Consider the following 26,985-nt stretch of genomic DNA (forward strand, 5'->3'; position numbering starts at 1 on the left):
GTGCCGGCGGGATTCAGCGGGCGACGGCGTCGCGCATCATCCCGGTGCGCGGATGGCAGTTCACGTATTCGTAGACCTGATGCTTTGCGTCGAAGACGGAAACCTCGTGATACAGCCGCAGTTTCGACAGCCCGGTGACGACGCGGAAGAAGGTGACGAAGATCCGCAGGTGCGTCGGATGGGATTCGGCCCACCGTTCGAGGCGGTCGAGCGAGCGCCAGTGGCCGATGTTGTAGCTCTCGTCGAGCACGTTGCCGTCGAGATCGATCGAGCGCACGTAGCGATTGCTGTAGCAGCCGACGTCCGTGCCGTTGTCGCGCAGGAAGTCCATCCCGCTGCGCAGCGTCGGCTCGATCTCCTCGAGATACAGTCGGCGCTCGTCGCGCTCGGCCGCGCGCCAGTCCTGACCGGAGCGAATCAGCGCGATGTTGTCGTGCGCCAGCACGACCACGCGGCCGCCGCGGGCCGGATCGCCCTCGACGACGCGCAACTCGCCGTCCGCGCTCATCCAGTCCGTCTGCGAAATCGGGAACCGGTCGCGCATCGATCCCCAGTAGCCGTGCTCCTCGATCTCGCCGCTGACGCCGTCCATGATCGCGCCGACGCCGGGGAAATCGCTCGTAAATGCGTAAAGCGTCTCGAACTGCTCGGCGCGCGGCGCGACGATTTCCCGGAAGTAGCCGATGCCGTCCGCGAGGCGTGCGTCGGAGGTCCACCATTCGACGAGCGCCGGCGACGTAATCCAGCGCGCATACGCGGCCGGATCGCGCCAATAGCCGACGGCAATCAGGTTCTCGTAACCCTGGTCGTCGGTGTGTTGCGTCAGATCGTAGGTTTTCGGCCCGTCCTGCGCACCGAAATCGGCGACGATCCGGCGCAACGCGGCCAGTGCCGCCGCGCGCTTGTCGGCGCCGCTGTATTGCACGCCGAAATAGCCCATCACGACCTGGCTCAGGTCTTCGGCGGCCCGGGCGACGTACATCGGGAACGGCGGCTGGTAGTCATCCGCGACGCGGCGCGACAGCGTCCGCGGGCAGACCAGGTGTTTGTCGATGGCGGATTCCATGCATGACCTCTCTGGAAAGGGAATCGGATGTCGAGGTATCGACGTTGGGAACACGGAGCCACATGCACCGGACGTATCCCGGCGCATGCGGGTGGTCAGAAGATGTGCGCGTAACGCAGGCCCGCGAGCACGCTGTTCTTCGGCCCGTTGCGCACGCTCAGGTCGGTGCCGAGCTGGATTTGCACCTGATCGGCCTTCGTCACGAATTTCGCCGCGCTGATCCGCATGCGCGTCGTGCGAAGCGCGTCGTTGTTGTCCGCGCCGTCGACGCTCGTTTCACCGCCCCAGAGCTGGGTGATGCCGATCGCGAGCGACGTGCCCGGATCGGGCATGTAACGCACCATCGCCTGTGCGCTGTAGCTCATCCGCTGATGCAGCGTCGTGCCGCTCGCGCCGTACGACCTGTTGTTGCCGTACCAGATCGCGTCGCCGACGAGATCGAGTGCCCACTGTGGCGAAAAGTGCTTGATGTAAGCCGCCTGGAAATCGAGCGACCAGCGATTGGCACCGAGATTGAGACCGCGGTTCTGGTCGTAACTCCCTGTCGGCGCGTATACGTAGATGGTCGCGGCGGCGACGTCCTTCGCGTCGTTGAGGCGAAATTTCAATGGAGCCGTCAGGATCACGTCTCCGACACCATTCGTACTGCCAAGCGAATTTGCGTTGCCGAAGCTGCTGACGTGACCGAACGGCAGCAACACCTGCGGATCGATCGTGAGCCTGTCGGTGAGCTGGAACACATGCAGCAGGCGGGCGATGCCGACATTGGACTGCAGATCGAAATCCGACGTCCGGTGGCCGTTCGCGTAGTACGCGTTCGTCGCTGAATAGTTGTAGTACAGCACGCCGATCGTCGCGCCGATCGGATACTGCTCATAGTCGCCGGGATCGACCTCGACCGCGCCCGCGTAATGCGATGCGACGGCGATCAGCGACAAGCCGATCCAGCGCGCGATTCGCTTCAGTTTCATTCTGTTGACGTTATCCATCATGCTCCTCACCTGGTTGCGCAGACACCGCCACGCCCGCCGCATGACGAACGGGAACCGTCGCCGGACGGTGGAATCGCGGGGTGCTGGCTGACTGTTGTTCCGCCGGTACATCGGGGATGCCGGCGATTCGCGACATCGAACGGCCATCGCTTGAGGATGAGAATAGAAAGGCAAAATCCGCAGTTCTGTTTTCCGGCGGAACAAGAAATTGGCTGTGACGGATCTGCGCTTGCGATGCCATAAAGCGGTCGCAAAAAGTGCGCCGGTCGCCACGGTTTTCGCGCCGGGAGCCCCGTCGATTGCCGCCAATCGCCGTGCATGCGTTGCGTGTCGGCCCCATGCCGCGCAACGGGGCCGTCTCAGCATAGTTTCCGATCCGTGCCGGCAAAGAACCGCGCTTTTTCTCTTCTTACCCTGCTCGTCGAGCGTGGCCGACACCACGCGGCCGCACCCTGCCAGGGCAGTCCCGACCCCGTGGCGGCGGTCAATCCGAACCACCACAAGGAGCCCCAACAATGAGTACGACCCCTTCCGCGGAAACGGTCTCGACGCCCGGCGAACGTGCCTGGGCGCTGTTTCGCGTGATGAAAGAGAAGAACCTGATCCCCGACGGCTATATCGCAGGCCTGACCGAGCTGATGTCCACGACCTGGGATCCGGCCAACGGCGCGCGCATCGTCGCGCGTGCGTGGGTCGACCCGGCGTTTCGCGAACTGCTGCTCAAGGACGGCACGACCGCGTGCGCGCAGTTCGGCTACACCGGCCCGCAGGGCGAATACATCGTCGCGCTCGAAGACACGCCCACGCTGAAGAACGTGATCGTCTGCAGCCTGTGCTCATGCACGAACTGGCCTGTGCTCGGGCTGCCTCCCGAGTGGTACAAGGGCTTCGAATATCGTGCCCGGCTCGTCCGCGAGGGGCGCACGGTGCTGCGGGAGCTCGGCACCGACCTGCCCGACGACGTCGTCGTGAAGGTCTGGGATACGACCGCCGAAAGCCGCTATCTCGTGCTGCCCGTGCGGCCGGCCGGCAGCGAGCACATGACCGAAGAACAACTGCGCACGCTCGTCACGAAGGACGTGCTGATCGGCGTTGCGCTGCCGCGCGCGCGCTGACGCCCACCACGTTTCGCTCTCGACCTTCATCTCGGAGATCACATATGGACGGCATTCACGACCTCGGCGGATTCCAGGGTTTCGGCCCGGTGCCGCATACGATCAACAGTCTCGGCTACAAGCCGGTCTTCAAGGAAGACTGGGAACATCTCGCGTACAGTCTGATGTTCGTCGGCGTGGACCAACTGAAAAAATTCAGCGTCGACGAGGTACGTCACGCGGTCGAACGCATCGACGTGCGCCAGCACGTCGGCACGCGCTACTACGAGCGCTACGTGATCGCGACGGCGACATTGCTCGTCGAAACCGGCGTGCTCACGCAGGATGAACTCGACCGCGCGCTCGGTTCGCATTTCCGGCTCGCGAACCCGCCGAAATCCGGGGGCCGGGCGGCACCGCCCGAATCAACGCGGTTCGAGGTCGGCGATCGCGTCGTCGTTCGCGACGAATACGTCAGCGGACACATCCGCGCGCCGGGCTACGTTCGCGGCAAGGAAGGTGTCGTGCTGCACCGGACGACCGAATCGTGGCCATTCCCGGACGCGATCGGCCACGGCGACACCGGCGCCGCGCATCAGCCGACCTACCATGTCGAATTCCGCGTGAAGGATCTGTGGGGCGACGCCGCCGACGACGGCTACGTCGTGGTCGACCTGTTCGAAGGCTACCTGGATCGCGCGTCCGGGCAGAGCGCATGACGACACCGGGGAATCAGGGAACGCCGGCCGCCCCTGGCACGAGGATTCCGGTCACCGTGCTGTCCGGCTTCCTCGGCGCCGGGAAGACGACGTTGCTGAACCACATCCTGCGCAATCGCGCAGGATTGAAGGTCGCCGTGATCGTCAACGACATGAGCGAAGTGAACGTCGACGCCGACGACGTGCGGCGCAACGTCGAGCTGCATCGAGGCGAGGACGAACTGGTCGAGATGAGCAACGGCTGCATCTGCTGCACGCTGCGCGCCGATCTGCTCGAGCAGATCAGCACGCTGGCGCGGCAGCGCCGCTTCGATTATCTGCTGATCGAATCGACCGGCATCTCGGAGCCGATGCCGGTCGCGGAGACGTTTGCGTTTCTCGATCGAGACGGTTTCAGCCTGAGCGAACTGGCGCGGCTGGACACGCTCGTCACGGTGGTCGACGGCGAGACGTTCGAGGACATGATCACGTCGGCTGAACCGGTCGCGCACGACGCGACGCTCGCGCACGACGGCAATTCCGGTCCGCCACGCAAGCTGTCGGACCTGCTGCTCGAGCAAGTCGAATACGCGAACGTGATCCTCGTGAGCCGTCTCGACCGGATCGGCCACGCGGGTTTCGACCGGCTGCGCGCAATTCTTGCATCGCTGAATCCATCTGCGCGAATCCTGCCGATGCAGCACGGCAAGGTCGATCCGTCAGACGTGCTGGATACCCGGCGCTTCGATCTGCCGGCGCTCGTCGAATCGCCGGGATGGATGCAGCGCATGCAGATCGACGAACGCCCCTCGGAGTCGGATGCGTACGGGATCGCGTCGTGGACCTATCGCGAACGTACACCGTTTCATCCGGCGCGCCTGCTCGCATGGCTGCGTCGTCCGTGGGACAACGGCCGACTGCTTCGCTGCAAGGGTTATGTCTGGGCCGCGCACCGCTATGCCGAGATCGCCATGCTCGTGCAGACGGGCGGAGCATTCCAGTGGGGTTACGTTGGGCGATGGTGGCGATTTATCCCGCAGTCGGACTGGCCGCACGACGACTATCGTCGCGATGGCGTGCTGAAAAAATGGGAGGAGCCGGCCGGGGATTGTCGGCAGGAAATCGTGTTCATCGGGCAGTCGATCGATCACGCCACGTTGCGTCGCGAACTCGATGCGTGCCTGCTGACGGTCGACGAAATCGACGCAGGCCCGGAGTCGTGGCTGCAGCTTCCGGAAGCCGACGCGTTCGACGCGCTCGCGACGGCCGCTCATCCGTGATGTAAGACTCGATGCCTTCGGCTGCAACGCCTGCGTCCAACGACTTTCGAGCGCCGGTGAGCGCTGTGCCCGGTTCGGCGTTACGTGAATCCCGGCAGCGCCGCCGAGGGCAGTTTTCTTCAATACGGACATGCGCGGCTTCTTTAGTCTCGATGCGACTTTCACATTCGCATGGAGACACATGATGAGCATGCTGGTTTCGATGGCCGCGTTCGCGCTGGCGTCGTCGATCACGCCCGGTCCCGTCAACCTCGTCGCGCTCGGCGCGGGCGCGCGCCACGGTCTCGGCGCGAGCCTGCGCTATGCGGCCGGCGCGACGCTCGGCTTCGTCGCGCTGTTCCTGCTGATCGGCCTCGGGCTGCACGCGGCGCTCGCGCGCTGGCCGATGCTGACCACGGCCACCCAATGGTCCGGGATCGCGTTCCTGCTTTACCTCGCGCTGCGGCTGGCGCTCGACGACGGCCGGCTGTCGGCCGATCCGGCCGATCCGGACGCGCGAAACGTCGCCGGCCCGTCGGCGGCGGCCGGCGCGGCGATGCAATGGCTGAATCCGAAGGCGTGGCTTGCGTGCGTGGCCGCGATGGGCGCGTATGCGGCCGATGGCGATCGCGCGCAGGTGTGGCAATTCGCGGCGCTGTATCTGGTGATCTGCTTCGCGTCGATCGCCTGCTGGGGGTATGCGGGTGCGTCGCTGCGGCACTGGCTCGCGAATGCGCGGCGGATGCGGCTGTTCAACCGCGCGATGGCGCTGCTGCTCGCGGGCAGCGCGCTTTATCTGCTCGATGTTTAGTGCCGGTGCCGCCGGCGACCGATGACACGGGCCCTCGCCGGTGTGCGGTGTGCGGTGTGCGGTGTGCGGTGTGCGGTGTGCGGTGTGCGGTGTGCGGTGTGCGGTGTGCGGTGTGCGGTCTGCGGTCTGCGGTCTGCGGTCTGCGGTCTGCGGTCTGCGGTCTGCGGTCTGCGGTCTGCGGTCTGCGACGCCGGCACCGCCCCACGGTTCGCCGGTCAACTCGCGGCGCTTCGATACTGCCCCGGCGTGGCGGCCGCGATGCGCCGGAATGCGCGCTGGAAATGCGCCTGGTCCGCAAAGCCCGCATCGAGGGCGACCTCGGCGATCGGCCGGCCGCGGCGCAGTTCCGCGCGGCCGTACTGCACGCGACGGTCGACCAGGAACGCATGCGGCGTCATCCCGTAGCGGGCATTGAACGCGCGGATCAGGTAGGACGGCGACAGGTCGGCGGCCGCGCAGATCGCATCAAGCGTGACGGCCTGACGGCAATGCGCAGCGATGTAGTCGGCCGCGCGGGCGAGCTTCGCGTTGTCGGCCCCGCGCCGCGTATCGACGGGCAACTCGCGATCGAGCGCGCCGTGCAGCCGCGTGAAGAATTCGACCGCCGCGCTTTCCTTGCCAAGCGGATCGATGCCGGGTGCCACGAGCGTGCGGTAAAAGCCGCCGAACTGCGCGAACAGGTCGCGCCGTGCCGTCAACTTTGGCGAAAAACCGTGAAAATCGCTGTTCGGGTCACGCCCGAGCGCATGCTGCAGCCGTGCGAGCCACGGCACGTCGACATAGACCATCCGGTACGCCCATGCGTCGGGGCCATACGGATTGCACGCATGCACCTGCTCCGGATCGATGATCACGAGCACGCCGCGCCCGACGCGTTCCTTCGTCGCACCGTTCAGGTAGGTGCTCGTCCCGCCGACGATCGCGCCGAGCGAAAACGTGTCGTGCGTGTGCTTCGCGTAGCAGAACGTCCGGCCGTCGTCGACGGTGCGCGCCTCGATGAACGGCAGCGCGGCGTCGCGCCAGAACGGCGACGGCACAGCGAGGGGGTTGGCGGAACGGCTCACGCGACGGGCTCCCGGATCGGACGGCGAACGCACACCGTACAAGACTGCGCTGCGCGATGCAACCGCGACACGACACTTCGCAGCCGGATCGCCTAAGCTATGAATTCGGCCGCCGCGGCCTCCCCCGGCGGTTCCCGTTCCCTCTTCCAACCGGTACATTCATGCACATCGATCTGACAGGCAAGACCGCGGTCGTCACCGCTTCCACCGCCGGCATCGGGCTGGCGATCGCCAAAGGGCTCGCGCAGGCCGGCGCACGTGTCGTCGTCAACGGACGCAGCGAAAAGTCGGTCGATGCTGGGCTCGCACTGCTGCGCAGCGCGGTACCCGGCGCGGACATCGACGGCGTCGCCGCCGACCTGGCCGACGCCTCCGGCGTCGCGCGCGTCACGCAGCACACCCCGGAGGCCGACATCCTCGTCAACAACGCGGGCATCTACGGGCTGAAGGCGTTCTTCGACATCGACGACGACGAATGGGCGCATTACTTCCAGATGAACGTGATGTCCGGCGTGCGTCTCGCGCGGCACTATCTGAAGGGGATGCTCGCGCGCAACACGGGCCGCGTCGTGTTCATTTCGTCGGAATCCGGCCTGAACATCCCGGTCGACATGATTCACTACGGGTTCACGAAAACCGCGCAGCTCGCGATCGCGCGCGGCCTCGCGAAACTCGCGGCCGGAACCAACGTGACCGTCAATTCCGTGCTGCCAGGGCCGACGATGTCGGAAGGCGTGCGCGCGCTGCTGAAGGAAACGGCCGACGCAACGGGCCGCAGCATCGACGACGTCGCGGTGGATTTCGTGCGCAGCGAGCGCGCAAGCTCGATCATCCAGCGCCCGGCTACGACGGAGGAAGTCGCGAATATGGTCGTGTATGTCTGCTCGCCGCAGGCCTCGGCCACGACGGGCGCGGCGTTGCGCGTAGACGGCGGCGTGGTCGACACGATAGCGTGACGACTGCGTGACACGCTCGCACGGCGCATGGCGGCCGCGCTACCGCGAAGCCGCCTTGTCCGACTGAAGCGTGCCCTTGCGGTCGGCGTCCATGCAGGTATCGAAGCCGTGTTGCGTGACGGCGCCGGCCTTGTCGAACACGACGAAGTACGCCCGGTGATCGTTGCCGTGCTCGATGAAGTAGTTGTAACAGACGCCGCTGCCGTTACGGACCATCCACACGCTGCGCGGGTTGCCGCCCGCGCGGACGACGTCGGCGCGCGTCGCGCCGTGCCGCGACGCGGCCCGCGCCAGCGGCGTGCGCGAATACGAGAACGGCAGCCACGAGTCGAACCACGCGCAACCGTGCAGCATCAGGCAACTGGCGGCCAGCGACAATGTCGCGGCGCGACGGGACATCGGAATCAATCGCATGCTTGGAAAATCTGCTGCGCCGTGCCGGCGTGATCGAAAGCCCCATGCTACTAGACCTTTGGGTCCGGATCGAAAAGAAATGTAGAGACTTGTGTCCGACGTCGCGCCCGGCGCGGCCCGGCGCACGCCCGATCGTCGCGAAACATGAGGCGCCGCGCGGACCCGCACGGGCGTCAATGCCGTTGCGCCGATGGCCCGGAACTGCGCAACGAGCCTTGTCGTCAGGCGACCCACTCGGCCCACAGCATCGTCAGCACCGTCATCAGCGCCGGGCCGACGAACAGTCCGATCAGGCCGAACGACTCGGCGCCGCCGAGGATGCCGAACAGCACGAGCAGGAACGGCAGGCGGGTCGAGCTGCCGATCAGCACCGGCCGCACGAAATGCTCGGCGACGAACACGACCACGAAACCGAGCACCAGCACCACCACGGCCCACGCGGTCGCACCCTGCACGAACAGCCAGAGCGCCGCGCCGCAGAATACGATCGGCGCGCAGAACGGCAGCATCGCGGCGACGGCCGTGACGAGGCCGAGCAGCGCCGCGTGCGGAACGCCCGCGAGCGCATACGCGACGCCGAGAATGGCGCCCTCACCCAGCCCGACGACGACCAGCCCCGTCACCGTGCCGTACACGGCCGCGACCATCCGTTCGATCAGGTCCGCCCCGCCGCGGCCGAACGCACGCCGCGCGCCCTGCAGCAACGCGCCCGACAACTTGTGGCCGGCCCTGATGATCACGAACAGCGTGACCAGCATGAAGCCGAACTCGAAAAGCGCATGCGCGAGCTTCGTGCCGAACTGCCGGCCGAACGCGATGAACCGCTCGCCGCTCGCGCCATGCATCGCGGTGCCCGCGTGCAGCGGATGACCGAGATTGGCCTGCCACCACTCGGTGATCTGTGCGGCGCCGTACGGCAACCGGCCGACGACGTCCGGCAGTGGAATGCCGTTGTCCTGGATCGAATGCAGCCAGATGCGCAGGTCGTGCGCCTGCGAGATCGCCTGGCCGAGCGCAATGGCGATCGGCAGCACGACCAGCAGCGACACGCCCGCGGTGATCGCGGTCGCGATCAGGGTCGGCCGGTCGCGAAACCAGCTGCCCGATTCGAAGCGTTCCAGCAACGGCCACAACGCGATCGCGATCACGCATGCCCACGCGATAGCGGGAAGAAAATCGCGGATCACCCACAGCGCGAGCACCAACAACGCCGCATACAGCACGGCGCGGGCGATCTGCTGGGCACGCGGCCGCCCGGCGGAATCGGGGGAAGGCGAGACATGTGCGCGCATGGCACCTCTGTCGAAATGAAAAAATGGCGGTTCGCATGGGCCAAAGGCCGGTGCGAACCGCCATTCTATCCATCGATACCGCCACGGCACGCGGACGCGATGCCAAGCATTGTCAAATGCGTGCCGCGCACGTCGCGCGCGCCGCGCGGTGCGATGCGCGCTCAGGCCACCTTGTCGGCGACGCGATAGCGTTCGAGCCAGTGCGCGTACGGCGCAGGCAGCGTCCACGACGGACGCTCGACGCCGAGCTGTTTGGCCGCGTAGTACGGCCAGTGCGGATCGGCCAGATGCGCGCGGCCGACCATCACGAGGTCGAGCTGCCGTTCGGCGACGACGCGCTCGGCCAGTTGAGGCGTGTCGATCCCCCATGCGGACGACACCGGCATGCCGGCCTCGCGGCGCACGCGTTCCGCGATCGGCGCGAGGAACGCCGGGCCCCATGGAATGCGCGCGTCGGGCACCGAAAAGCCGACCGACACGCTCAGCATGTCGAGGCCTTCCTGCTTCATCCGCTGCGTGAGCGCGATGGATTCGGCGAGCGTCTCTTCATCGCGGCCGTCATATTCGATCACGCCGAGACGCGCGGTCAGCGGCAGGTGCTCCGGCCAGACCTTGCGGACGGCCTTCAGCGTGTCGACGAGGAAACGGCCGCGGTTTTCGGCCGAGCCGCCGTACTCGTCGTCGCGCTGGTTCGAATGCACGGAGAAGAAGCTCTGGCCGAGATAGCCGTGCGCGAAGTGCAGTTCGAGCCATTCGAAGCCGAGGTCGCGGGCGCGCTTGGCCGACGCGACGAAGTCGGCCTGCACGCGTGCGATGTCGTCGTGCGTCATCGCGCGCGGCATCTTCGGCAAATGCGCGCCGAACGGTACGGCCGACGGTGCGATGGTCTGCCAGCCGCGCGGATCGCCGTCGGCGATGTGGTCGTCGCCTTCCCATGGACGGTTCGCGCTCGCCTTGCGACCCGCATGCGCGATCTGGATGCCCGGCACCGCGCCGGCCGCCTTGATCGCCGCGACGGACGGCGCGAACGCCTCGGCCTGCGCATCGTTCCACAGCCCGGCGCAGCCCGGCGTGATACGGCCTTCCGGCGACACGGCCGTCGCCTCCGCGATCACGAGGCCCGCGCCGCCGCGCGCGATGCCGGCCAGATGCACGTGATGCCAGTCGTTGACGACGCCGTCTTCGGCGACGTACTGGCACATCGGCGGCACCGCAATGCGGTTGCGCAGCGTGACATCCTTGAGTTTGAACGGTTCGAACAAGGCAGACATCCACCACTCCTTTGCTTGGTTCTACGAAACGACTGGATGAGCCGTCGTGCGGTGCGCACGACGGAACGGTTCGGGTCGTCGCCGGGCCGGATGCGCCCGACGACGGCACGGCCAGGTGCCGGTCATGCCGGCACCGCGCCGGCTTACTGACGGCCAAGCTTCGCGAGCAGCGCCTCGGCAGCGGGCTCCGACGACGCGGGGTTCTGCCCCGTGATCAGCAGCCCGTCGGTGACGACATGCGGCGCCCAGTCGGCGCTGCGCTCGAACTGGGCGCCGTTGGTCTTCAGCATGTCCTCGACGAGGAACGGCACCACTTCCGTCAGCTCGACGGCCGCTTCCTCGCTGTTGGTGAAGCCCGTCGCACGCTTGCCGCGCACGACGGACTCGCCGGTCTTCGGATCCTTCACGTGGCGCAACACACCCGGTGCGTGGCACACGGCCGCGACCGGCTTGCCCGCCGCCAGCGCGCGCTCGATCAGGCCGATCGAGTGCAGGTCCTCGGCGAGATCCCACAGCGGGCCGTGCCCGCCCGGATAGAACACCGCGTCGTAATCGTCGACCGACACGTCGGCCAGCTTGCGCGTGGCCGCGAGCGCGGCCTTGGCCGCCGGATCGGCGTCGAAGCGGCGCGTGGCGTCGGTCTGCGCGGCCGGATCGCTGCTTTTCGGGTCGAGCGGCGGCTGGCCGCCCTTCGGCGACGCGAGCGTCAGCTCGACGCCCGCATCCTTGAACACGTAGTACGGCGCGGCCAGCTCCTCGAGCCAGAAGCCGGTCTTCTTGCCGGTGTCGCCGAGCGTGTCGTGCGAGGTCAGGACAACCAGAATCTTCATGATCGACACTCCTTCGAAATGGGGGAACGGGGCCGCGTCACGGCGGCGGCCAACGCGGCGCACGCCACGTGCCGGCAACGACGGCACGCCTGCCGGTTAGGCCGCTGGCACACGTCAACGTGCCAGCTCCGTACAAAAAATATTGCCCGACTCTATTAGACCAGTCGTCTATAACTGGCTCGAAAAAAATCGACGACCACGCCTGCACGACAAGCATCGCAGCGCGATATGGCATTTTCGCGTCCGTTGGCAGGCACGACGTCGCATTCATGAGGCCGGATGATAGCCCTCCATTAGACCGGTCGTCTAGAGATCTGGCATTCAGCCCTGCCGCCGTCATGGCTTTTGCGACGGAGCGCGTCCCGCAACGCTCGTTGCCGATCGCCCCGCCGCTACGTGCCGCCGTCGTGGCTAACCGTGCAACGGCCCGTCCGTATCGCCTGCCTCGATCATCGGCATTTCGAGCCGATGCTCGCGAACGCCGTCGGCGAGCAAGCCCAGCATCAGGTCCGCCAGCGCACGCCCCGTCGCATGTCCGGTCGGCTGCACCACCGCCGTCACCCGATGCGGATACGCGACCTCCGGGGGCACCCCGTCATAGACGATGAGCGACATGTCCCGCCCCAGCCGCAAGCCGCTGTCGACCAGCGCCCGGAACGCGCCGCCGCCCGAGATGTTGTTGTCGACGAGCAGCGCAGTCGGTCGTTCGGCCTGCGCGAGTAGCGCCTGTGCGCCCTGCTGCCCGCCGTCGCGCGTAAACGGACCCTCGACGAGCAGCGCCGGATCGGGTTCGATCCCGGCTTCGCGCAGCGCCGCGAGGTAGCCGGCGCGGCGCTGCATCGCGAAATTCAGCGACAGCGGCGCACTGATCATTGCAATGCGGCGATGGCCGAAGCCGATCAGGCGCCGCACCGCATCGCGCGCGCCCGCTTCGTTGTCGAAATCGAACCATGCGTAAGGCTCCGCGGTTTGCGTACGGCCGTACGCGACATACGGAAACGCATTCGAGCGCAGGTACGCGAGGCGCGGATCGTCAACCAGCGTGCGCGCGACGATCAGCCCGTCCACGAGCCTGCCGTCGACGAGCCGGCGATACGTGTCGAGTTCGGCGTTCGGCCGCGCGGCCGCGATGATGAAGTCGAGATTGCGCTCGCCGAGCCGCTCGGTAATGCCCGAGACGACTTCACCGAAGCGCGGGTCCCCCAGATCGCCGGCTCCGAACGGATACACGATGCCGATCGTATCGGCACGCCCCGTCGCCAGCCGCCGTGCGGTCGGATCCGCGACATAACCGAGTTCGCGCGCAGCCTTCATCACGCGCTCGCGGGTCGCCTCGCTCACATCGTCGTAGCCGTTCAGCGCCCGACTGACCGTCGTGCGCGACAGTCCGAGCGCATCCGACAGCGCCTTCAGATTCACCTTCACGTCGCTCCTCGCGTTGTGCGTGCCATTCGTTCAACCCGCTCGCGGCGGCAATTATTTCCGAATGGTAGTTATTACCGTCAAATATTTATCTTTTGACGTCCAAACCGGTTTGAAATAGCATCCAAACCGGTTTGGATATCGATACCACCTCAGCAGTTCCTTTTCACCGCAAACGGAAACAACGCCGACATGACTTACTTTCCTTTTTGCCGCGCGACCGCGGCCAAACGTTTGCTGTTCGCTGGCGCAGCACTGGCCGCCTTCGCGTCCGCGTCGTCCGTCGCGCACGCGCAGAGCACCGGCGCCCCCGCCCCCACGCCGCATACGCAGCAGGCCTACGATCCCGAAGGCAACTTCACGATGCGCTGGACCCGCGCGGACATCCGCCAGATCGTCGCGCAGTCGCACACGGCCGGCGCCGACAAGAACTCGCTGCCGCAGTCGCTGACGATGCCGGACATCCCGCAGGATTTCCCGCTGATCAACTCGAACGTATGGGTCTGGGATACCTGGCCGCTGGCCGACCTGCGCGCGAACCAGCTCAGCTACAAGGGCTGGGAGGTGATCTTCTCGCTCACGGCCGATCCGCACGCCGGTTACACGTTCGATGACCGCCACGTCCATGCGCGCATCGGCTTCTTCTATCGCCGTGCCGGCATTCCCGCGTCGCAGCGTCCCGCGAACGGCGGCTGGACCTGGGGCGGCCATCTGTTCCCGGACGGCGCGAGCGCCAAGGTGTTCGGCACGTCGCCGATGACCAACAACGCCGAGTGGTCGGGTTCCGCGCGCCTCACGCATGGCGACAACGTCAGCCTCTACTACACCGCGACCTCGTTCAACCGCTCGGCCCCCGGCGGCGCCGACATCACGCCGCCGCAGGCGATCATCACGCGCGCCGACGGCCACATCCATGCCGATGACAAGCACGTGTGGTTCAGCGGCTTCGACGATCACAAGGCGCTGCTGCAACCGGACGGCAATTACTACCAGACCGGCCAGCAGAACACCTATTTCTCGTTCCGCGATCCGTTCGTGTTCACCGACCCCGCGCATCCGGGCAAGACCTACATGGTGTTCGAAGGCAACACCGGCGGCCAGCGCGGCGCCCGGACCTGCACCGAGGCCGACCTCGGCTACGCGCCGAACGATCCGCAGCGGGAAGACCTCAACGCCGTCATGAACTCGGGCGCAGTGTATCAAAAGGCCAACGTCGGCCTGGCGGTCGCGACGAATCCGCAACTGACCGAGTGGAAGTTCCTGCCGCCGATCCTGTCTGCGAACTGCGTCGACGACCAGACCGAGCGCCCGCAGATCTATCTGAAGGATGGCAAGTACTACCTGTTCACGATCAGCCACCGCACGACGATGGCCGCGGGCGTCGACGGGCCGGATGGTGTCTACGGCTTCGTCGGCAACGGCATCCGCAGCGACTTCCTGCCGTTGAACGGCGGCAGCGGCCTCGTGCTCGGCAACCCGACCGACTTCTCCGCACCGGCCGGCGCGCCGTATTCGCAGGACCCGAACCAGAATCCGCGCGAATTCCAGTCGTACTCGCACTACGTGATGCCGGGCGGGCTCGTCGAGTCGTTCATCGATGCGATCGGCCCGCGTCGCGGCGGCACGCTCGCGCCGACGGTGAAGGTGAATATCAACGGCACGTCGACGGCGGTCGACCGCACGTACGGACGTAGCGGCCTCGGCGGCTACGGCGACATCCCGGCAAACCTGCCGGCGACGGGCGCCGACCACAACGGCGGCCCCGGCACCCGTCCGTAACGGGTCCGCTACGGACGCGGCGGGCACCGCCCGCCAGCGTCGAGGCGGCGCACATCGCGCGTGTCGCGTGTGTGCCGCCTCCCTCCTTCGCAGAATCGCGCATGCTGCCGTCGCAAGCGGCATGCACCCTCCTTTCCCGCTTCGCGCGCCGAAGCACGGAACCCCGCATGAGATCGACGTTTTTTCGCTTTTCCCTCCGGATTGCCCGGCTGCTGCTCGCGTGTACGGCAAGCGCGGCCTGCACGCACGCCAGCGCCGCGCCCTGCGACGCACCGCCCGAACCCGGCACGCAGCAATGGCGGCCGGCCGTGCACTACACGCCGCAACGCAACTGGATGAACGATCCGAACGGCCTCGTCTACGAGAACGGCCGCTATCACCTGTTCTATCAGTACAACCCGCTCGGCCATGACTGGGGCAACATGTCGTGGGGCCATGCGACCAGCACCGACCTCGTCCATTGGCGCGAGCAGCCGGTCGCGATGCGCGCGAGCGCGACGGAGGAAATTTTCTCCGGCTCGATCGTCGCCGACACGCGCAACACGTCCGGCCTCGGCGCGCCGGGCGACACGCCGCTGGTTGCGCTTTACACGAGCGTCTATAAAGACGGCTCCGGCCACGCACCGGGCACGCAGGCACAATCGCTCGCGTACAGCCTCGATCACGGCGCGACGTGGCGGCCCTACGCGCACAACCCCGTGCTCACGCTCGATCCCGAGTCGAAGCAGTTCCGCGACCCGAAAGTGTCGTGGTACGCGCCGGGACGCTACTGGCTGATGACGACCGTCGTCGCGGACGCGCAGGTCGTGAAGCTCTATCGGTCTGATGACCTGATCCACTGGTCGTTCCTGAGCGACTTCACGCTGCCGGACGTGCCGCATGCTGGCGTGCTGTGGGAAATGCCCGATCTCGTGCCGCTGCCCGTCGACGACGATCCGCGACACATCAAGTGGGTGATGATCGTCAACGTCAACCCGTGGTCGATCGCCGGCGGCTCCGGCGCGATGTATTTCGTCGGCGACTTCGACGGTCGCACGTTCACGCCTGACCACGTCGCGCCGGCCGGCTCCGATCCCGCGCGATTCCGCTGGGTCGATCACGGCGCCGATTTTTATGCCGCCGGCACGTTCTCCGGCACGCCGGGCGCGCGGCCTGTCGCGATCGCATGGATGAGCAACTGGGATTACGCGGCGAAAGCGCCGACGGCGCCCTGGCGCGGCGCGGCGACGTTGCCGCGCGAGTTCGCGCTGAAGACGATCGGCGGCGAACCGACGCTCGTCGTGACGCCGGCCGCCGCGTTCGATGCGTGGGCCGACGGGCGGCCCGCCGTGCATGAAGGCAACCTGAACGTCGAGTCCGTCACCCGCCCGCTGTCGGACGCCACGCGCGGCATCGTCCAGCGCATCACGGTAACGATCGCACCGCAGCGCGCGGCCCGCGCGGGTCTGATCGTCCGGGGATCGGCGGATGGCTCGATCGGCACCCGGATCGTGTACGACACGGCGAAGCGCACGCTGACGCTCGACCGCTCGCGCTCCGGCACGACGGATTTCGCCAGCACCTTCAGCCGCGAGCACATCGTCGATCTGCCGCTCGAGCACGGGCAACTGCGGCTCGAAATCGTCGTCGATCGCGGGTCGGTCGAGGTATTCGCGAACGGCGGCCGCGTCGCGCTGACGGACCTGATCTTTCCGCCGCTCGATGCGGACCGCGTGGCCGTGTTCGCCGAACACGGCAGCGCGGCGTTCTCGGGGCTGACGGTGACGCAGCTCCACGGACGCGATCGGACCGACGAAGTCCGTGACGCCTGTGCATCGCACTAGCGATGCGATCGAACGGCGGGGCTGCACCGCCCGACATCGCGTCGGGTCGCGCAACCCCGCCGGTGACGCGCTCAGAGCAAACCCATCCCGCCCGACGCGATGATTTCCGCGCCGACGATGAACGCGGACTCCGGCGCGCTCAGGTGCAGCACCGTCGACGCGATTTCGTCCGGCGTGCCGAACCGGCCGATCGGGACGAGCCCCTTGATCTTCTCGGCCGTCTCGTCGAGCGTCGCCGCGTCGAGCCCGAGCTTGCCGTACAGCGGCGTCTGGACCGGGCCGGGGCTCACCACGTTCACCCGCACGCCGTGCGGCAGCAGCTCCGTCGACAACGTCTTCGCGAACGAATTGACGGCCGCCTTGCTCGCCGCGTACACCGACGAGCCGGGCATCCCGATATGCGCGTTGATCGAGCCGTTGATCACGATCGACGCGCCGCGGTTCAGCAGCGGCACCAGCGACTGGATCTGGAAATACGCACCCTTCACGTTGGTGTTGAACACGAGGTCCCACATGGCCTCGTCGCTGTCGGCGAACGGCGCGAGTTTCGCGACGCCCGCGTTGATGAACACGGCGTCGAGCCGCGCGCCTGCGGCCGAGATCGCGTCCGCCAGGGCGCGGGCCGACGCGACGCTGCCGGCCTCGTTGCGGATCGCGAGCGCGCCGTCGCCGAGCGACTCGCGCGCGGCGGCGAGCGTCTGCTCGTCGCGACCGGTGATGATGACCCGCGCGCCTTCGGCCGCGAATGCCCGTGCGGCCGCCAGGCCGATGCCGCTGTTGCCGCCCGTGACGAGTACCGTTTTTCCTTCGAAGCGTTGCATGATGTTCTCCTTTGAACCGGTGAGTTGACCGTGAACACAGGATGCGCGCGGCGGGCCGCCTTGCCGTACGACCGGCGCGGCAGACATGTTCGAAATCTTCGAACGTGTTTGTCGGGACCTTTCCGTGCGTTGCGCGGCTGACGCACTCAGCCGACCACGTCGATCCCGTCGAGCAGGCGCTGCGCGAGCCGCGGCTCGCGCAGTTGCTCCAGCCACCATTGCAGCGCCCGGCCCTCGCGGTCGCCGCGCCACGCGACGTACAGCACGTTCGGTTCGCGCGGATCGGCCGTTTCCTTCTCGACGAGCTCGCCGCGCGCGAGCAGCGACGCAACCCGCCGGCGCGGCACCCAGCCGACGCCGAGCCCGTCGCGCTGCGCGAGGATCTTCGCGCGCATCGACGGCACCGCGAGCACCGCCTGCCCGCCGAGCAGCCCGTATGCGCGGCCGACGGCCCGCCGCGACGAATCGGCGACGACGACCGCACGATGCGCGCAGATCGCGTCGCGGGTCAGTCGCTCGCTTGCCGCGGCCAGCGGATGGCGCGGCGATACGGCGAACACCCATTCCATCGCGCCGAGTTCGAACCATTTGAAACCCGGAATCGCCGGCGGCTCGTTGGTCGCGCCGACGACCAGATCCGCGCGACCGTCGCGCAGCGCTTCCCAGGTGCCGCCGAGCACTTCGTACGTGAAGCGCAGCGACACGCCCGAATCGAGCGCATCGAACGCGCGGACGACCGGCAGCAGCGTATCGAACTCCAGCACCTCGTCGCTGACGATCCACAGCCGGTCCTCCCAGCCGCTCGCGACCTGCCGCACGCGCTGCGTGAGCCGCGCGACGTCCAGCGCGAGGCGCGACGCCTCGTCGGTCAGCAACTGGCCGGCCGGCGTGAGCTGCAACCGGTAGCCGCGACGGTCGAACAGCAGCGCGTCGAAACGCGTTTCGAGCTGTCGCGCGGCGTGCGACACCGTCGACGGCGCCTTGCCGAGCCGCGCGGCCGCCCGCGACAGGCTGCCGGTGGCGCGGATCGCATCGAGCAGCGCGAGTTCGTCTTCGGACAGCATGGGGGCACTCCGGTCGTGGATTGTGATGGATCGTAAGGCACCGGCGGGCGGCGGTCCAATCGAATGGCGCCGCGCCCCTGTGTTCGGCGGATGCCGGGCCGGCCACGAACTTCCGGTATGCTCATCGGCATCAAATTGCCTTATTCGGAGTAACCACTGCGATGGACATCGCGATCCGCATCGAAGGCCGTCACGACCTGACCGGGCAAATCTTTCGGCAACTGCGCACCGCGATCGTCGACGGGCGGCTCGAAGGCGGCGCCCGGCTGCCGTCGACGCGCGATCTCGCGAAGCAGCTCGGCGTGTCGCGCAAGACGACGCTCGACGCGTTCGAGCGTCTCGTCGCCGAGGGCTTCCTGAACACGCGCGCGGGCGACGGCACGTTCGTCGCCGACGGCCTCGCGCGGGTTCCGCATGCGGCGGCCTCGACGCCGTCGCTCGTCGAGGCCACACCGCCCGTCCATGCCGTCGACGCACGCGCGCTGTGGAACGACCTGCCCGATGCGCTCGCGATGCCCGCGCCGCAGGACACGCCCGCGTTCAACTTCCGCGGCGGCGTGACCGACAAGACGCTGTTCCCGTTCGACGCGTGGCGCCGCTGCCTGCATCACGCGTTGCGCCAGCAGGCGCGCGGCCCCGGCCAGTACCACGACCCGGCCGGCGATCCGCAGTTGCGCGGCGCGATCGCGCGCTACGTCGCGTTCAGCCGCGCGGTCGCGTGCGGCTGGGACGACGTGCTCGTCACGCACGGCGCGCAACAGGCGCTCGACCTGATCGCGCGCGTGGTCGTGCGGCCGGGCGACGTCGTCGCGGTCGAGAATCCCGGCTATCCGCCGGCGCGCGCGGCGTTCGCGTCGCTCGGCGCGACGGTGATCGGCGTGCCGGTCGATGCGCACGGCCTGATCGTCGAGCGGCTGCCCGACGACGCACGCCTCGTCTACGTGACGCCGTCGCACCAGTTCCCGCTCGGGATGCCGATGACGCTGGACCGGCGCGTCGCGCTGCTCGAATGGGCGCAGCGCCGCCGCGCGGTGATCATCGAGGACGACTACGACGGCGAATTCCGCTTCGAAGGCCGGCCGGTGGAGTCGCTCAAGAGCCTCGACCGCACGGGCCTCGTCGCGTACGTCGGCACGTTCTCGAAGACGATCTTTCCCGAACTGCGCATCGGCTACGCGATTCCGCCGCGCGCGCTGCGCGGCGCGCTCGCCAAGGCGAAGCAGATCGTCGACTGGCATACCTGCACACTCACGCAGGCGGCGCTCGCGCGCTTCATGCACGAAGGCGATTTCGCGCGGCATCTGCGGCGCGTGCAGAAGCACTACGACGCGCGCCGCAAGATGCTGCTCGCGCATTTGCGCGGCAGCCTCGCGCCGTGGTTCGACCCGATCGTGCCGACCGCCGGCATCCACCTCGCCGCGCACTTGAAACCGGGGCTCGATGAAGCCGCGCTGGTCCGTGCCGCCCGCGAGCACGACATCGGCCTGTACGGAATCGCGGCGTTCCACGTCGGCTCGGCGGCGCGCGCCGGGCTGCTGTTCGGCTATGGCGGGATCGACGCGCTGCGCATCGACACCGCGCTCGCGAAACTGGCCGCGCTGCTGGACTCGGGCAGCGTCGGCGGCGCCGCACTGGTTACCTGAATTTTCCAGGAATTGGCCATTCAAGCAGGCCAGTGGCACGCTTAAAGTGGGTCCTGTCGCGCCACCGTGCGCATCAACCGAAAAAGGACCTGCCATGCAACCGCGCCTGAACTTCTATACCGCCAGCCCGAACGCAATCAAGGTGATGCGCAACGCCGAGGAATTCATCGCGAAAAGCTCGATCGAGAAGCCGCTCGCCGAACTGGTCCGGCTGCGCGCGTCGCAGATCAACGGCTGTGCGTTCTGCGTCGACATGCACACCACCGATGCGCGCAAAGGAGGCGAGACCGATCGCCGCCTCGCGACGGTCGTCGTGTGGCGCGAAACGCCGTTCTTCACCGAGCGCGAACGCGCGGCGCTGGAGTGGACCGAAGCGCTGACGCTGGTCGCCGACAACCATGTGCCGGATGCCGTCTGGGAAGCCGTGAAGCCGCACTTCAGCGACGCCGAGCTGTTCGAGCTGTCGATGCTGATTGCGACGATCAACACGTGGAACCGCTTCGCGATCGCGTTTCGCAAGATGCCCGAGTAAGGAGACGACGATCATGCGCTCCAGCTCCACGCTCCGCCGCGCGATGCTGTGCACGTCGCTCGCGCTCGTCGCCGCGCTGCCGGCCGCCGCCCGTGCGCACGATGCCGGCGACAACGTGCACGCGATCATGCAGCAGGCCGTGCCCGAAGCGCCCGGCAAGCTCGCCGTCGTCGCGACCGTCGACTATGCGCCTGGTCAGGCGTCCGAAGCACACAGGCACCTCGGCTCGGTGTTCGCGGTCGTGTCGAAAGGCGAAGTGCTGTCGCAGGTGAACGGCGGCCCGGTGCGCCGCTATCGCGCCGGCGAAGGCTGGTATGAGCCGCCCGGTTCGCGCCACCAGGTGTCGCGCAATGCGAGCGCGACCGAGCCTGCGCAACTCGTCGTGTTCGGGTTGACAGGCGAGCACCAGCCGTTGAAGTCGCCGATTGATCAGTAACGACGTTTCCGGGGTGCGTGCCGTGTCGGGCGCGCACCCCTGCCGTGCTGCCGGCTTCCCTGCCCGCGACGCGCGGCTTCCTCGCCAGCCTTTGGCGCGGCCGCTCCACCCATTCCTCCACCGGTTCCCCGCGCTTCCCCAGTAGCCGCTCCCTACACTCCGCCGCCGGCACACGGCGTGCCGCCGCGCCGCGTCCCCGCTCGTCCGCACCGCCATTCGGCGCACGCCTGATCTCGATCAACGCGGGCAAAAACCCTTCCTTGAAATTAACTAACTCATCAATTAGCGTCGTCTGCATGAACGCGAAATCCACCGTCGCCAGGCCGCGCGGGCGCCGCCCGTCGGCGGACGACTTCGACCTGCGCGACCACATGCTCGACGTCGCGATGCAGTTGTTCGCCGAGCGTGGCATCGCGGCGACGACGGTCGCGCAGATCGCCGCGGCCGCAGGCGTCACGTCGGCGATGGTCCATTACTACTTCACGAATCGCGAGCAGTTGCTCGATGCGATCGTCGAGGAGCGGCTCGCGCAGGTCATCGCGTTCGTGTGGCGGCCGACCGAGCCGCAGATCGAAAACGATCCGTTCGCGCTCGTCGCCGAACTCGTCGACCGCTTCTTCGACGTCACGCATCGCATGCCGTGGCTGCCGTCGATCTGGCTGCGCGAGATCGTCCATGAAGGCGGGCTGCTGCGCGAGCGGATGCTGCGGCGCATTCCGCTCGAGCACGTCGGGCGCTTTGCCGAGCGCATCCGCGCCGCGCAGCAGGCCGGCACGCTGAACCCCGCGCTCGAACCCGCGTTCCTGTTCCATTCGATCATCGCGCTCGTGATGCTGCCGCTCGCCACCGCGAAGCTGTGGCAAAGCGCGCGCGGCCTGCCGCCGGTCGATCGCGACGTGCTGCATCGCCACGTCCGCGCGCTGCTCGGTTCCGGCCTGCAGCCACCGCCCGCCGCCACACCGGATGCCGGCGCGCATTCGCCGCGGAGGCCGTCGTGAACGTGTCCCGCCCGCTGCCGCTCGCCCTGGCCGCCGCCGTCGCGCTGCTCGCCGGTTGCGGACGGCCGGCGAACGACGTCGCGACCTACCAGGGCTATGTCGAAGGCGAATTCGTGTACCTGTCGTCGTCGCAAGCGGGCACGCTGACGCAGTTGTCGGTCGAACGCGGCCAGGCCATCGCGGCCGGCATGCCGGTGTTCTCGCTCGAAGCCGTCAACGAAACGGCCGCATTGCTGCAGGCGCAGCATCAGCTCGCTGCCGCACGCGCGCAACTTGCCGACCTGCAGACCGGCAAGCGGCCGCCGGAAGTCGCGGTCACGCGTGCCCAGCTCGCGCAGGCCATCGCACAGGCCGCGCGGGCCGCCGCGCAACGCGCGCGCGACGAACGCCAGTACGCGGCCGGCGGCCTGTCGAAGCAGCAGCTCGACGATTCGCGCACGTCCGCGCAGACCACCGCCGCGCAGGTCCGCGAGTTGCAGAACCAGGTCGACGTCGCGCGCCTGCCGGGACGCGCGCAGCAGCTGGCCGCCCAGGCCGCGCAAGTCGATGCTGCGCAGGCGGCGGTTGCCGAAGCGCAATGGAAGCTCGACCAGAAGCGCGTCGCCGCGCCCGCCGCCGGGCGCGTGTACGACACGCTGTACCGCGTCGGCGAATGGGTGCAGGCCGGCAATCCGGTCGTGCAGATGCTGCCGCCGCAGAACCTGAAGGTGCGCTTCTTCGTGCCGGAAGCCGTCATCGCATCGATCGCGCCGGGGCGCACCGTCGCGATCCGCTGCGACGGCTGCGCGGCCGACGTGCCCGCGCGCGTCACCTATGTGTCGCGCGAGGCCGAATACACGCCGCCCGTGATCTACAGCAACGAGAGCCGGACCAAGCTCGTGTTCATGATCGAAGCGCGTCCCGCCGTCGCCGACGCGTCGAAGCTGCACCCGGGCCAGCCCGTCGCCGTGAGGATGCGTTGAACGCGCCGGCCGCTCCGTACGCGATCGACGTCGATCGCCTGAACAAGCGCTTCGGCGACAAGCACGTCGTGAAGGACGTCTCGCTGCGCGTCGCGCGCGGCGAGATTTTCGGCTTTCTCGGGCCGAACGGCAGCGGCAAGACGACGTCGATCCGCATGATGTGCGGCCTGCTCACGCCCGACTCGGGCAGCGGCACCTGCCTCGGCTACGACATCGTGCGCGACAGCGCGCAGATCAAGCGGCGTGTCGGCTACATGACGCAGCGCTTCTCGTACTGGGAAGACCTGTCGATCCGCGAGAATCTCGATTTCGTCGCACGCGTGTACGGGATGCCCAACCGCCGGGCGGCGGTCGCCCGCGCGCTCGACGGGCTCGGCCTCGCGAGCCGTGCGGACCAGCTCACGGGCGCGCTGTCCGGCGGCTGGAAGCAGCGCCTCGCGCTCGCCGCGTGCATGCTGCACGAGCCGGAATTGCTGCTGCTCGACGAGCCGACCGCCGGCGTCGATCCGGCCGCGCGCCGCGACTTCTGGGAAGAACTGCACCGGCTGGCCGCACAAGGCATCTCGGTACTCGTCAGCACGCACTACATGGACGAAGCCGAACGCTGCCACAAGCTCGCGTACATCGCGTCCGGCGAACTGCTCGCGCAGGGCACGTCGGCGGAGATCGTCGCATCGCAGCACCTGTCGACGCGTACGATCACCGGCGGGCACCTGACCGAACTGTCCGCGCGGTTGCGCGCGATGCCGGGCGTCGATCAAACCGTCGTGTTCGGTTCCGCGCTGCACGTGAGCGGCCGCGATCGCGCGCTGCTCGACGCGACGCTCGCGCAGGTCGCGGCGCAGGCCGACGGGCGCGCACCGCTGCAGGTCGCGCCGATCGACACCGGGCTCGAAGACGTCTTCATCTACATGATGGGCCGCGCATCCGCGCCGCCCGGCGGAGCATCGCCATGAACGCGTGGGCGGGCCTGCGCGAATCGTTCTCGGTCGCGCGCTGGTGGAGCATCGTGCTGAAGGAATTCCTGCAGCTGCGCCGCGACCGCGTGACGTTCGCGATGATCGTCGGCGTGCCGATCATTCAGCTCGCGCTGTTCGGCTTCGCGATCAACACCGACCCGAAGCACCTGCCGACCGCGGTGATCGTCGCCGACTCGAGCCCGTTCGCACGCAGCTTCATCGCCGCGATGCGCAATTCCGCGTACTTCGACATCGTCGCGACGCTGCCCGACGAGACGGCCGGCCGGCATGCGCTCGCCCGCGGCGACGTGCAGTTCGTGCTGAGCGTGCCGGCCGATTTCTCGAAGCGGCTGCTGCGCGGCGAGCGCCCGACGCTGCTCGTCGAGGCGGACGCGACCGACCCCGTCGCGACCGCGTCGGCGATCGGCGCGCTGCCGGGCCTCGTGCAGCCCGTCGCGGACAAGGATCTCACGGGGCCGCTCGCGCACCTGAACGGCCGCCCGGCCGCGTTCGACGTCGTGCTGCACCGGCTGTACAACCCCGAAGGCATCACGCAGTACAACGTCGTGCCGGGCCTGATGGGCGTGATCCTGACGATGACGATGGTGATGATGACGGGCCTCGCGATCACGCGCGAACGCGAGCGCGGCACGATGGAGAATCTGCTGGCGACACCCGTGCGGCCGCTGGAGGTGATGACCGGCAAGATCGTCCCGTACGTGTTCATCGGGTTGATCCAGGTGTCGATCATCCTCGCGGCCGCGCGCTACGTTTTCGACGTGCCGTTCGTCGGCGGCCTGTTCGCGATCTACCTGTCCGCGCTGCTGTTCATCGCGGCGAACCTCACGGTCGGCATCACGCTGTCGTCGCTCGCGCAGAACCAGCTGCAGGCGATGCAGCTCGCGGTGTTCTACTTCCTGCCGAACATCCTGCTGTCGGGCTTCATGTTCCCGTTCGCCGGGATGCCGAAGTGGGCGCAGTTCATCGGCAACCTGCTGCCGCTCACCTACTTCAACCGCCTCGTGCGCGGCATCCTGCTCAAAGGCAACGGCTGGGCCGACCTGTGGCCGTCCGTGTGGCCCGTCGCGCTCTTCACGCTCGTGGTGATGGGCATCGCGCTGCGCTTCTACCGGCGCACGCTCGACTAGGGGCCGCGCGATGAAACCGGCTTCGCGTCGCGCCACCCACACCGCCCGCTGCTTGACGTTGGCCGCTGCTGCGCTGCTCGTCGCCGGTTGCGCGGTCGGGCCGGATTTCCGCATACCCGATGCGCCGGCCACGCAGCGGTACACGCGCGATGAACCGCCCGTCACGACGGTAGCCGCCGGTGGCCCGACCGGCGGCGCGCAGACGTTCGCATCAGCCGCGCACACGCCGCGACACTGGTGGACCGAGTTCCGCTCGGAACCGCTGAACCGGCTCGTCGATACCGCGTGGCAAAACAGCCCGACGCTCGCCGAGGCCCGCGCGCGGCTCGACGAAGCACGGCAGAACCATGCGGCGGAAGCCGGCGCGACGATGCTGCCGCGCGTCGACGCGAACGTGTCCGCCACGCGCCAGAAAGTCGACATCGCTGCGTTCGGGCTGCCCGCCAACGTGCCGAATCCGGGGCCGTTCACGCTGTACGACGCGTCGGTGAGCGTGTCGTACGTCCTCGACGTGTTCGGCGGCAACCGGCGCGCGCTCGAAGCGCTGCGCGCCCAGGTCGACTATCAGTCATACACGCTCGACGCCGCGCGCCTGACGCTCGCGGGCAACGTCGTCGCGACCGCGATCCTGCGGGCGTCGCTCGCGCAGCAGATCGCGCTCACGCGTGAGCTCGTCGACGCGCAGGCGCGGCAGTTGCGCATCGTCGCAGCGCGCTTCGCGGCGGGTGGCGTATCGCAGGCCGACGTGCATGCGCAGCGCACGCTGCTCGCGCAGACGCAGGCCTCGCTACCGCCGCTCGCGGCCCGCTTCGCGCAGGCCGGCCACCGGCTCGCGATCCTGCTGGGCGCGCCGCCGTCCGACGCCGCACTGGCCGACCTCACGCTCGATGCGCTCGCGCTGCCGCACACGCTGCCGGTCGCGCTGCCGTCGACGCTCGCGCGCGAACGGCCCGACATCCGCGCGGCTGAGGCCGTGCTGCATCAGGCGAGCGCGAACGTCGGCGTGGCGACCGCGAACCTGTATCCGCGTTTCTCGATTTCGGCGGGAATCGGTTCGGAACGCACGCGCATCGCCGATATCGTGAGCGGGCTCAATGTCTGGAATGTCGGTCTCGGCCTGACGCAGCCGCTCTTTCATGGCGGCGAACTGCGCGCGAGGAAGCACGCGGCCGAAGCCGCATACGATGCCGCGTTCGCAAGCTATCGGGAAACCGTGCTGCTGGCGCTCCAGCAGGTCGCCGACGCAATGCGCGCGGTCGAACACGATGCGGCGGAGCTGGAGGCACGAGACACGGCCGCACGGGAAGCGGCGGCCGGCAACGCGATTGCCGGCGACCGTTACGCGGCAGGCGGGATCAGCACGTTCGCGCTGCTCGATGCGCAGCGGCAGGCACTGCAGACCGCGCTCGATCGCACGCGCGCGCAGGCCGACCGGCTTGCCGATACGGCGGCGCTGTTTCAGTCGCTGGCGGGGAACTGGTCGGAGGACGATTCGACCCGGTGACGATCAGGACGACGTGTGCCCGCGCGATGCGCGCGGCACGCATCCGCGAAAAAAAACCGGCCCGAAGGCCTAATGCCGTTCAGTTAAGGTTCTTTCTGAGGAACCGGACAGCGTAACGAGTAGGACGGGACTTGACGGCCCGATCGC

Annotated in this window: 25 protein-coding genes; 15 read left to right on the plus strand and 10 right to left on the minus strand. The window is 67.9% G+C overall.

The annotated features are described in order from the left end of the window. Window positions 1-13: 13 nt before the first annotated feature. Both oxdA and BTE28158_RS09505 read right to left on the minus strand, forming a co-directional pair. Window positions 14-1,066: an aliphatic aldoxime dehydratase gene (oxdA, locus tag BTE28158_RS09500; RefSeq protein ID WP_151049504.1), complete on the minus strand. Its 1,053-nt coding sequence runs from the start codon at window positions 1,064-1,066 to the stop codon at window positions 14-16. 95 nt (window positions 1,067-1,161) lie between these two features. Next, a complete protein-coding gene (locus BTE28158_RS09505; RefSeq protein ID WP_151049506.1) occupies window positions 1,162-2,058 on the minus strand; it encodes a transporter in 897 nt (298 codons plus the stop codon). A 515-nt stretch (window positions 2,059-2,573) separates the two neighbouring features. Between BTE28158_RS09505 and nthA the strand changes: the two genes are divergently transcribed. From nthA to BTE28158_RS09525, 4 genes are all read left to right on the plus strand, one after another. Beyond that, window positions 2,574-3,173 (plus strand): nitrile hydratase subunit alpha, encoded by a 600-nt coding sequence (gene nthA, locus BTE28158_RS09510; protein WP_124623817.1) that lies wholly within the window; start codon window positions 2,574-2,576, stop codon window positions 3,171-3,173. 44 nt (window positions 3,174-3,217) lie between these two features. Then, window positions 3,218-3,871 (plus strand): nitrile hydratase subunit beta, encoded by a 654-nt coding sequence (gene nthB / locus BTE28158_RS09515; RefSeq protein ID WP_151049508.1) that lies wholly within the window; start codon window positions 3,218-3,220, stop codon window positions 3,869-3,871. Beyond that, a complete protein-coding gene (locus BTE28158_RS09520; protein WP_151049510.1) occupies window positions 3,868-5,130 on the plus strand; it encodes a GTP-binding protein in 1,263 nt (420 codons plus the stop codon). The genes nthB and BTE28158_RS09520 overlap by 4 nt, the downstream gene beginning before the upstream one ends. 184 nt (window positions 5,131-5,314) lie before the next feature. Further along, window positions 5,315-5,920, plus strand: a complete 606-nt coding sequence (locus BTE28158_RS09525) for a LysE family translocator (protein ID WP_151049512.1) — start codon at window positions 5,315-5,317, stop codon at window positions 5,918-5,920. Window positions 5,921-6,135: 215 nt separating this feature from the next. Here the strand turns inward: BTE28158_RS09525 and BTE28158_RS09530 are convergent, their stop codons facing one another. Beyond that, a complete protein-coding gene (locus BTE28158_RS09530; RefSeq protein ID WP_151049514.1) occupies window positions 6,136-6,984 on the minus strand; it encodes an AraC family transcriptional regulator in 849 nt (282 codons plus the stop codon). 161 nt (window positions 6,985-7,145) lie between these two features. On the opposite strand from BTE28158_RS09530, the gene BTE28158_RS09535 reads away from it, so the two are divergent. Then, window positions 7,146-7,940, plus strand: a complete 795-nt coding sequence (locus BTE28158_RS09535; RefSeq protein ID WP_151049516.1) for an SDR family NAD(P)-dependent oxidoreductase — start codon at window positions 7,146-7,148, stop codon at window positions 7,938-7,940. Between the two features lie 39 nt (window positions 7,941-7,979). Here BTE28158_RS09535 and BTE28158_RS09540 read toward each other — a convergent pair whose 3' ends face one another. From BTE28158_RS09540 to BTE28158_RS09560, 5 genes are all read right to left on the minus strand, one after another. After that, window positions 7,980-8,354 carry a hypothetical protein gene (locus tag BTE28158_RS09540; RefSeq protein ID WP_059599321.1) on the minus strand — a complete coding sequence of 125 codons (375 nt, stop codon included), beginning with the start codon at window positions 8,352-8,354 and terminating at the stop codon, window positions 7,980-7,982. Between the two features lie 221 nt (window positions 8,355-8,575). Next, window positions 8,576-9,646, minus strand: a complete 1,071-nt coding sequence (locus BTE28158_RS09545) for an AI-2E family transporter (protein ID WP_151049518.1) — start codon at window positions 9,644-9,646, stop codon at window positions 8,576-8,578. Between the two features lie 161 nt (window positions 9,647-9,807). Further along, window positions 9,808-10,917: an NADH:flavin oxidoreductase/NADH oxidase gene (locus BTE28158_RS09550; RefSeq protein WP_151049521.1), complete on the minus strand. Its 1,110-nt coding sequence runs from the start codon at window positions 10,915-10,917 to the stop codon at window positions 9,808-9,810. A gap of 143 nt (window positions 10,918-11,060) precedes the next feature. Further along, window positions 11,061-11,747: a type 1 glutamine amidotransferase domain-containing protein gene (locus BTE28158_RS09555; RefSeq protein ID WP_151049523.1), complete on the minus strand. Its 687-nt coding sequence runs from the start codon at window positions 11,745-11,747 to the stop codon at window positions 11,061-11,063. 411 nt (window positions 11,748-12,158) lie between these two features. Beyond that, window positions 12,159-13,172, minus strand: coding sequence for a substrate-binding domain-containing protein (locus BTE28158_RS09560; RefSeq protein WP_124623796.1), 1,014 nt, complete (start codon window positions 13,170-13,172; stop codon window positions 12,159-12,161). 189 nt (window positions 13,173-13,361) lie between these two features. Here BTE28158_RS09560 and BTE28158_RS09565 point away from each other — a divergent pair, with 189 nt between their 5' ends. Continuing rightward, window positions 13,362-14,948, plus strand: a complete 1,587-nt coding sequence (locus tag BTE28158_RS09565; protein WP_151049525.1) for a glycoside hydrolase family 68 protein — start codon at window positions 13,362-13,364, stop codon at window positions 14,946-14,948. 167 nt (window positions 14,949-15,115) lie between these two features. Continuing rightward, window positions 15,116-16,771: a glycoside hydrolase family 32 protein gene (locus tag BTE28158_RS09570; RefSeq protein ID WP_151049526.1), complete on the plus strand. Its 1,656-nt coding sequence runs from the start codon at window positions 15,116-15,118 to the stop codon at window positions 16,769-16,771. A 71-nt stretch (window positions 16,772-16,842) separates the two neighbouring features. On the opposite strand, the gene BTE28158_RS09575 is transcribed toward BTE28158_RS09570, so the two are convergent. Together BTE28158_RS09575 and BTE28158_RS09580 are read right to left on the minus strand one after the other, a co-directional pair. Further along, window positions 16,843-17,592: an SDR family oxidoreductase gene (locus BTE28158_RS09575; RefSeq protein ID WP_059599315.1), complete on the minus strand. Its 750-nt coding sequence runs from the start codon at window positions 17,590-17,592 to the stop codon at window positions 16,843-16,845. A 146-nt stretch (window positions 17,593-17,738) separates the two neighbouring features. Then, window positions 17,739-18,656 carry a LysR family transcriptional regulator gene (locus BTE28158_RS09580; RefSeq protein WP_151049528.1) on the minus strand — a complete coding sequence of 306 codons (918 nt, stop codon included), beginning with the start codon at window positions 18,654-18,656 and terminating at the stop codon, window positions 17,739-17,741. 161 nt (window positions 18,657-18,817) lie between these two features. Between BTE28158_RS09580 and pdxR the strand changes: the two genes are divergently transcribed. The 8 genes from pdxR to BTE28158_RS09620 all read left to right on the plus strand — a co-directional run bounded on the left by pdxR (window position 18,818) and on the right by BTE28158_RS09620 (window position 26,838). After that, on the plus strand, window positions 18,818-20,299 hold the full coding sequence (gene pdxR, locus BTE28158_RS09585) for a MocR-like pyridoxine biosynthesis transcription factor PdxR (protein WP_151049530.1): 1,482 nt from the start codon (window positions 18,818-18,820) through the stop codon (window positions 20,297-20,299). Between the two features lie 94 nt (window positions 20,300-20,393). Then, window positions 20,394-20,831 (plus strand): carboxymuconolactone decarboxylase family protein, encoded by a 438-nt coding sequence (locus tag BTE28158_RS09590; RefSeq protein WP_151049532.1) that lies wholly within the window; start codon window positions 20,394-20,396, stop codon window positions 20,829-20,831. Window positions 20,832-20,844: 13 nt separating this feature from the next. Continuing rightward, the gene (locus BTE28158_RS09595; RefSeq protein ID WP_059599311.1) at window positions 20,845-21,267 is read left to right on the plus strand and encodes a cupin domain-containing protein; all 423 of its coding nucleotides are present in this window, start codon (window positions 20,845-20,847) and stop codon (window positions 21,265-21,267) included. A 296-nt stretch (window positions 21,268-21,563) separates the two neighbouring features. After that, entirely contained in the window at window positions 21,564-22,265 is a 702-nt protein-coding gene (locus BTE28158_RS09600; RefSeq protein WP_151049534.1) for a TetR/AcrR family transcriptional regulator, read from the plus strand. Beyond that, window positions 22,262-23,227, plus strand: coding sequence for an HlyD family secretion protein (locus BTE28158_RS09605; RefSeq protein ID WP_151049535.1), 966 nt, complete (start codon window positions 22,262-22,264; stop codon window positions 23,225-23,227). Before BTE28158_RS09600 ends, BTE28158_RS09605 begins: the two co-directional genes overlap by 4 nt. Then, window positions 23,224-24,183: an ABC transporter ATP-binding protein gene (locus BTE28158_RS09610; RefSeq protein WP_151049537.1), complete on the plus strand. Its 960-nt coding sequence runs from the start codon at window positions 23,224-23,226 to the stop codon at window positions 24,181-24,183. The genes BTE28158_RS09605 and BTE28158_RS09610 overlap by 4 nt, the downstream gene beginning before the upstream one ends. Further along, window positions 24,180-25,334, plus strand: coding sequence for an ABC transporter permease (locus tag BTE28158_RS09615; protein ID WP_124623772.1), 1,155 nt, complete (start codon window positions 24,180-24,182; stop codon window positions 25,332-25,334). Before BTE28158_RS09610 ends, BTE28158_RS09615 begins: the two co-directional genes overlap by 4 nt. Window positions 25,335-25,344: 10 nt before the next feature. Next, entirely contained in the window at window positions 25,345-26,838 is a 1,494-nt protein-coding gene (locus BTE28158_RS09620) for an efflux transporter outer membrane subunit (RefSeq protein ID WP_174919827.1), read from the plus strand. The last annotated feature ends 147 nt before the right edge of the window (window positions 26,839-26,985 follow it).

This window comes from Burkholderia diffusa (assembly GCF_902499115.1).
Lineage (GTDB): Bacteria > Pseudomonadota > Gammaproteobacteria > Burkholderiales > Burkholderiaceae > Burkholderia > Burkholderia diffusa.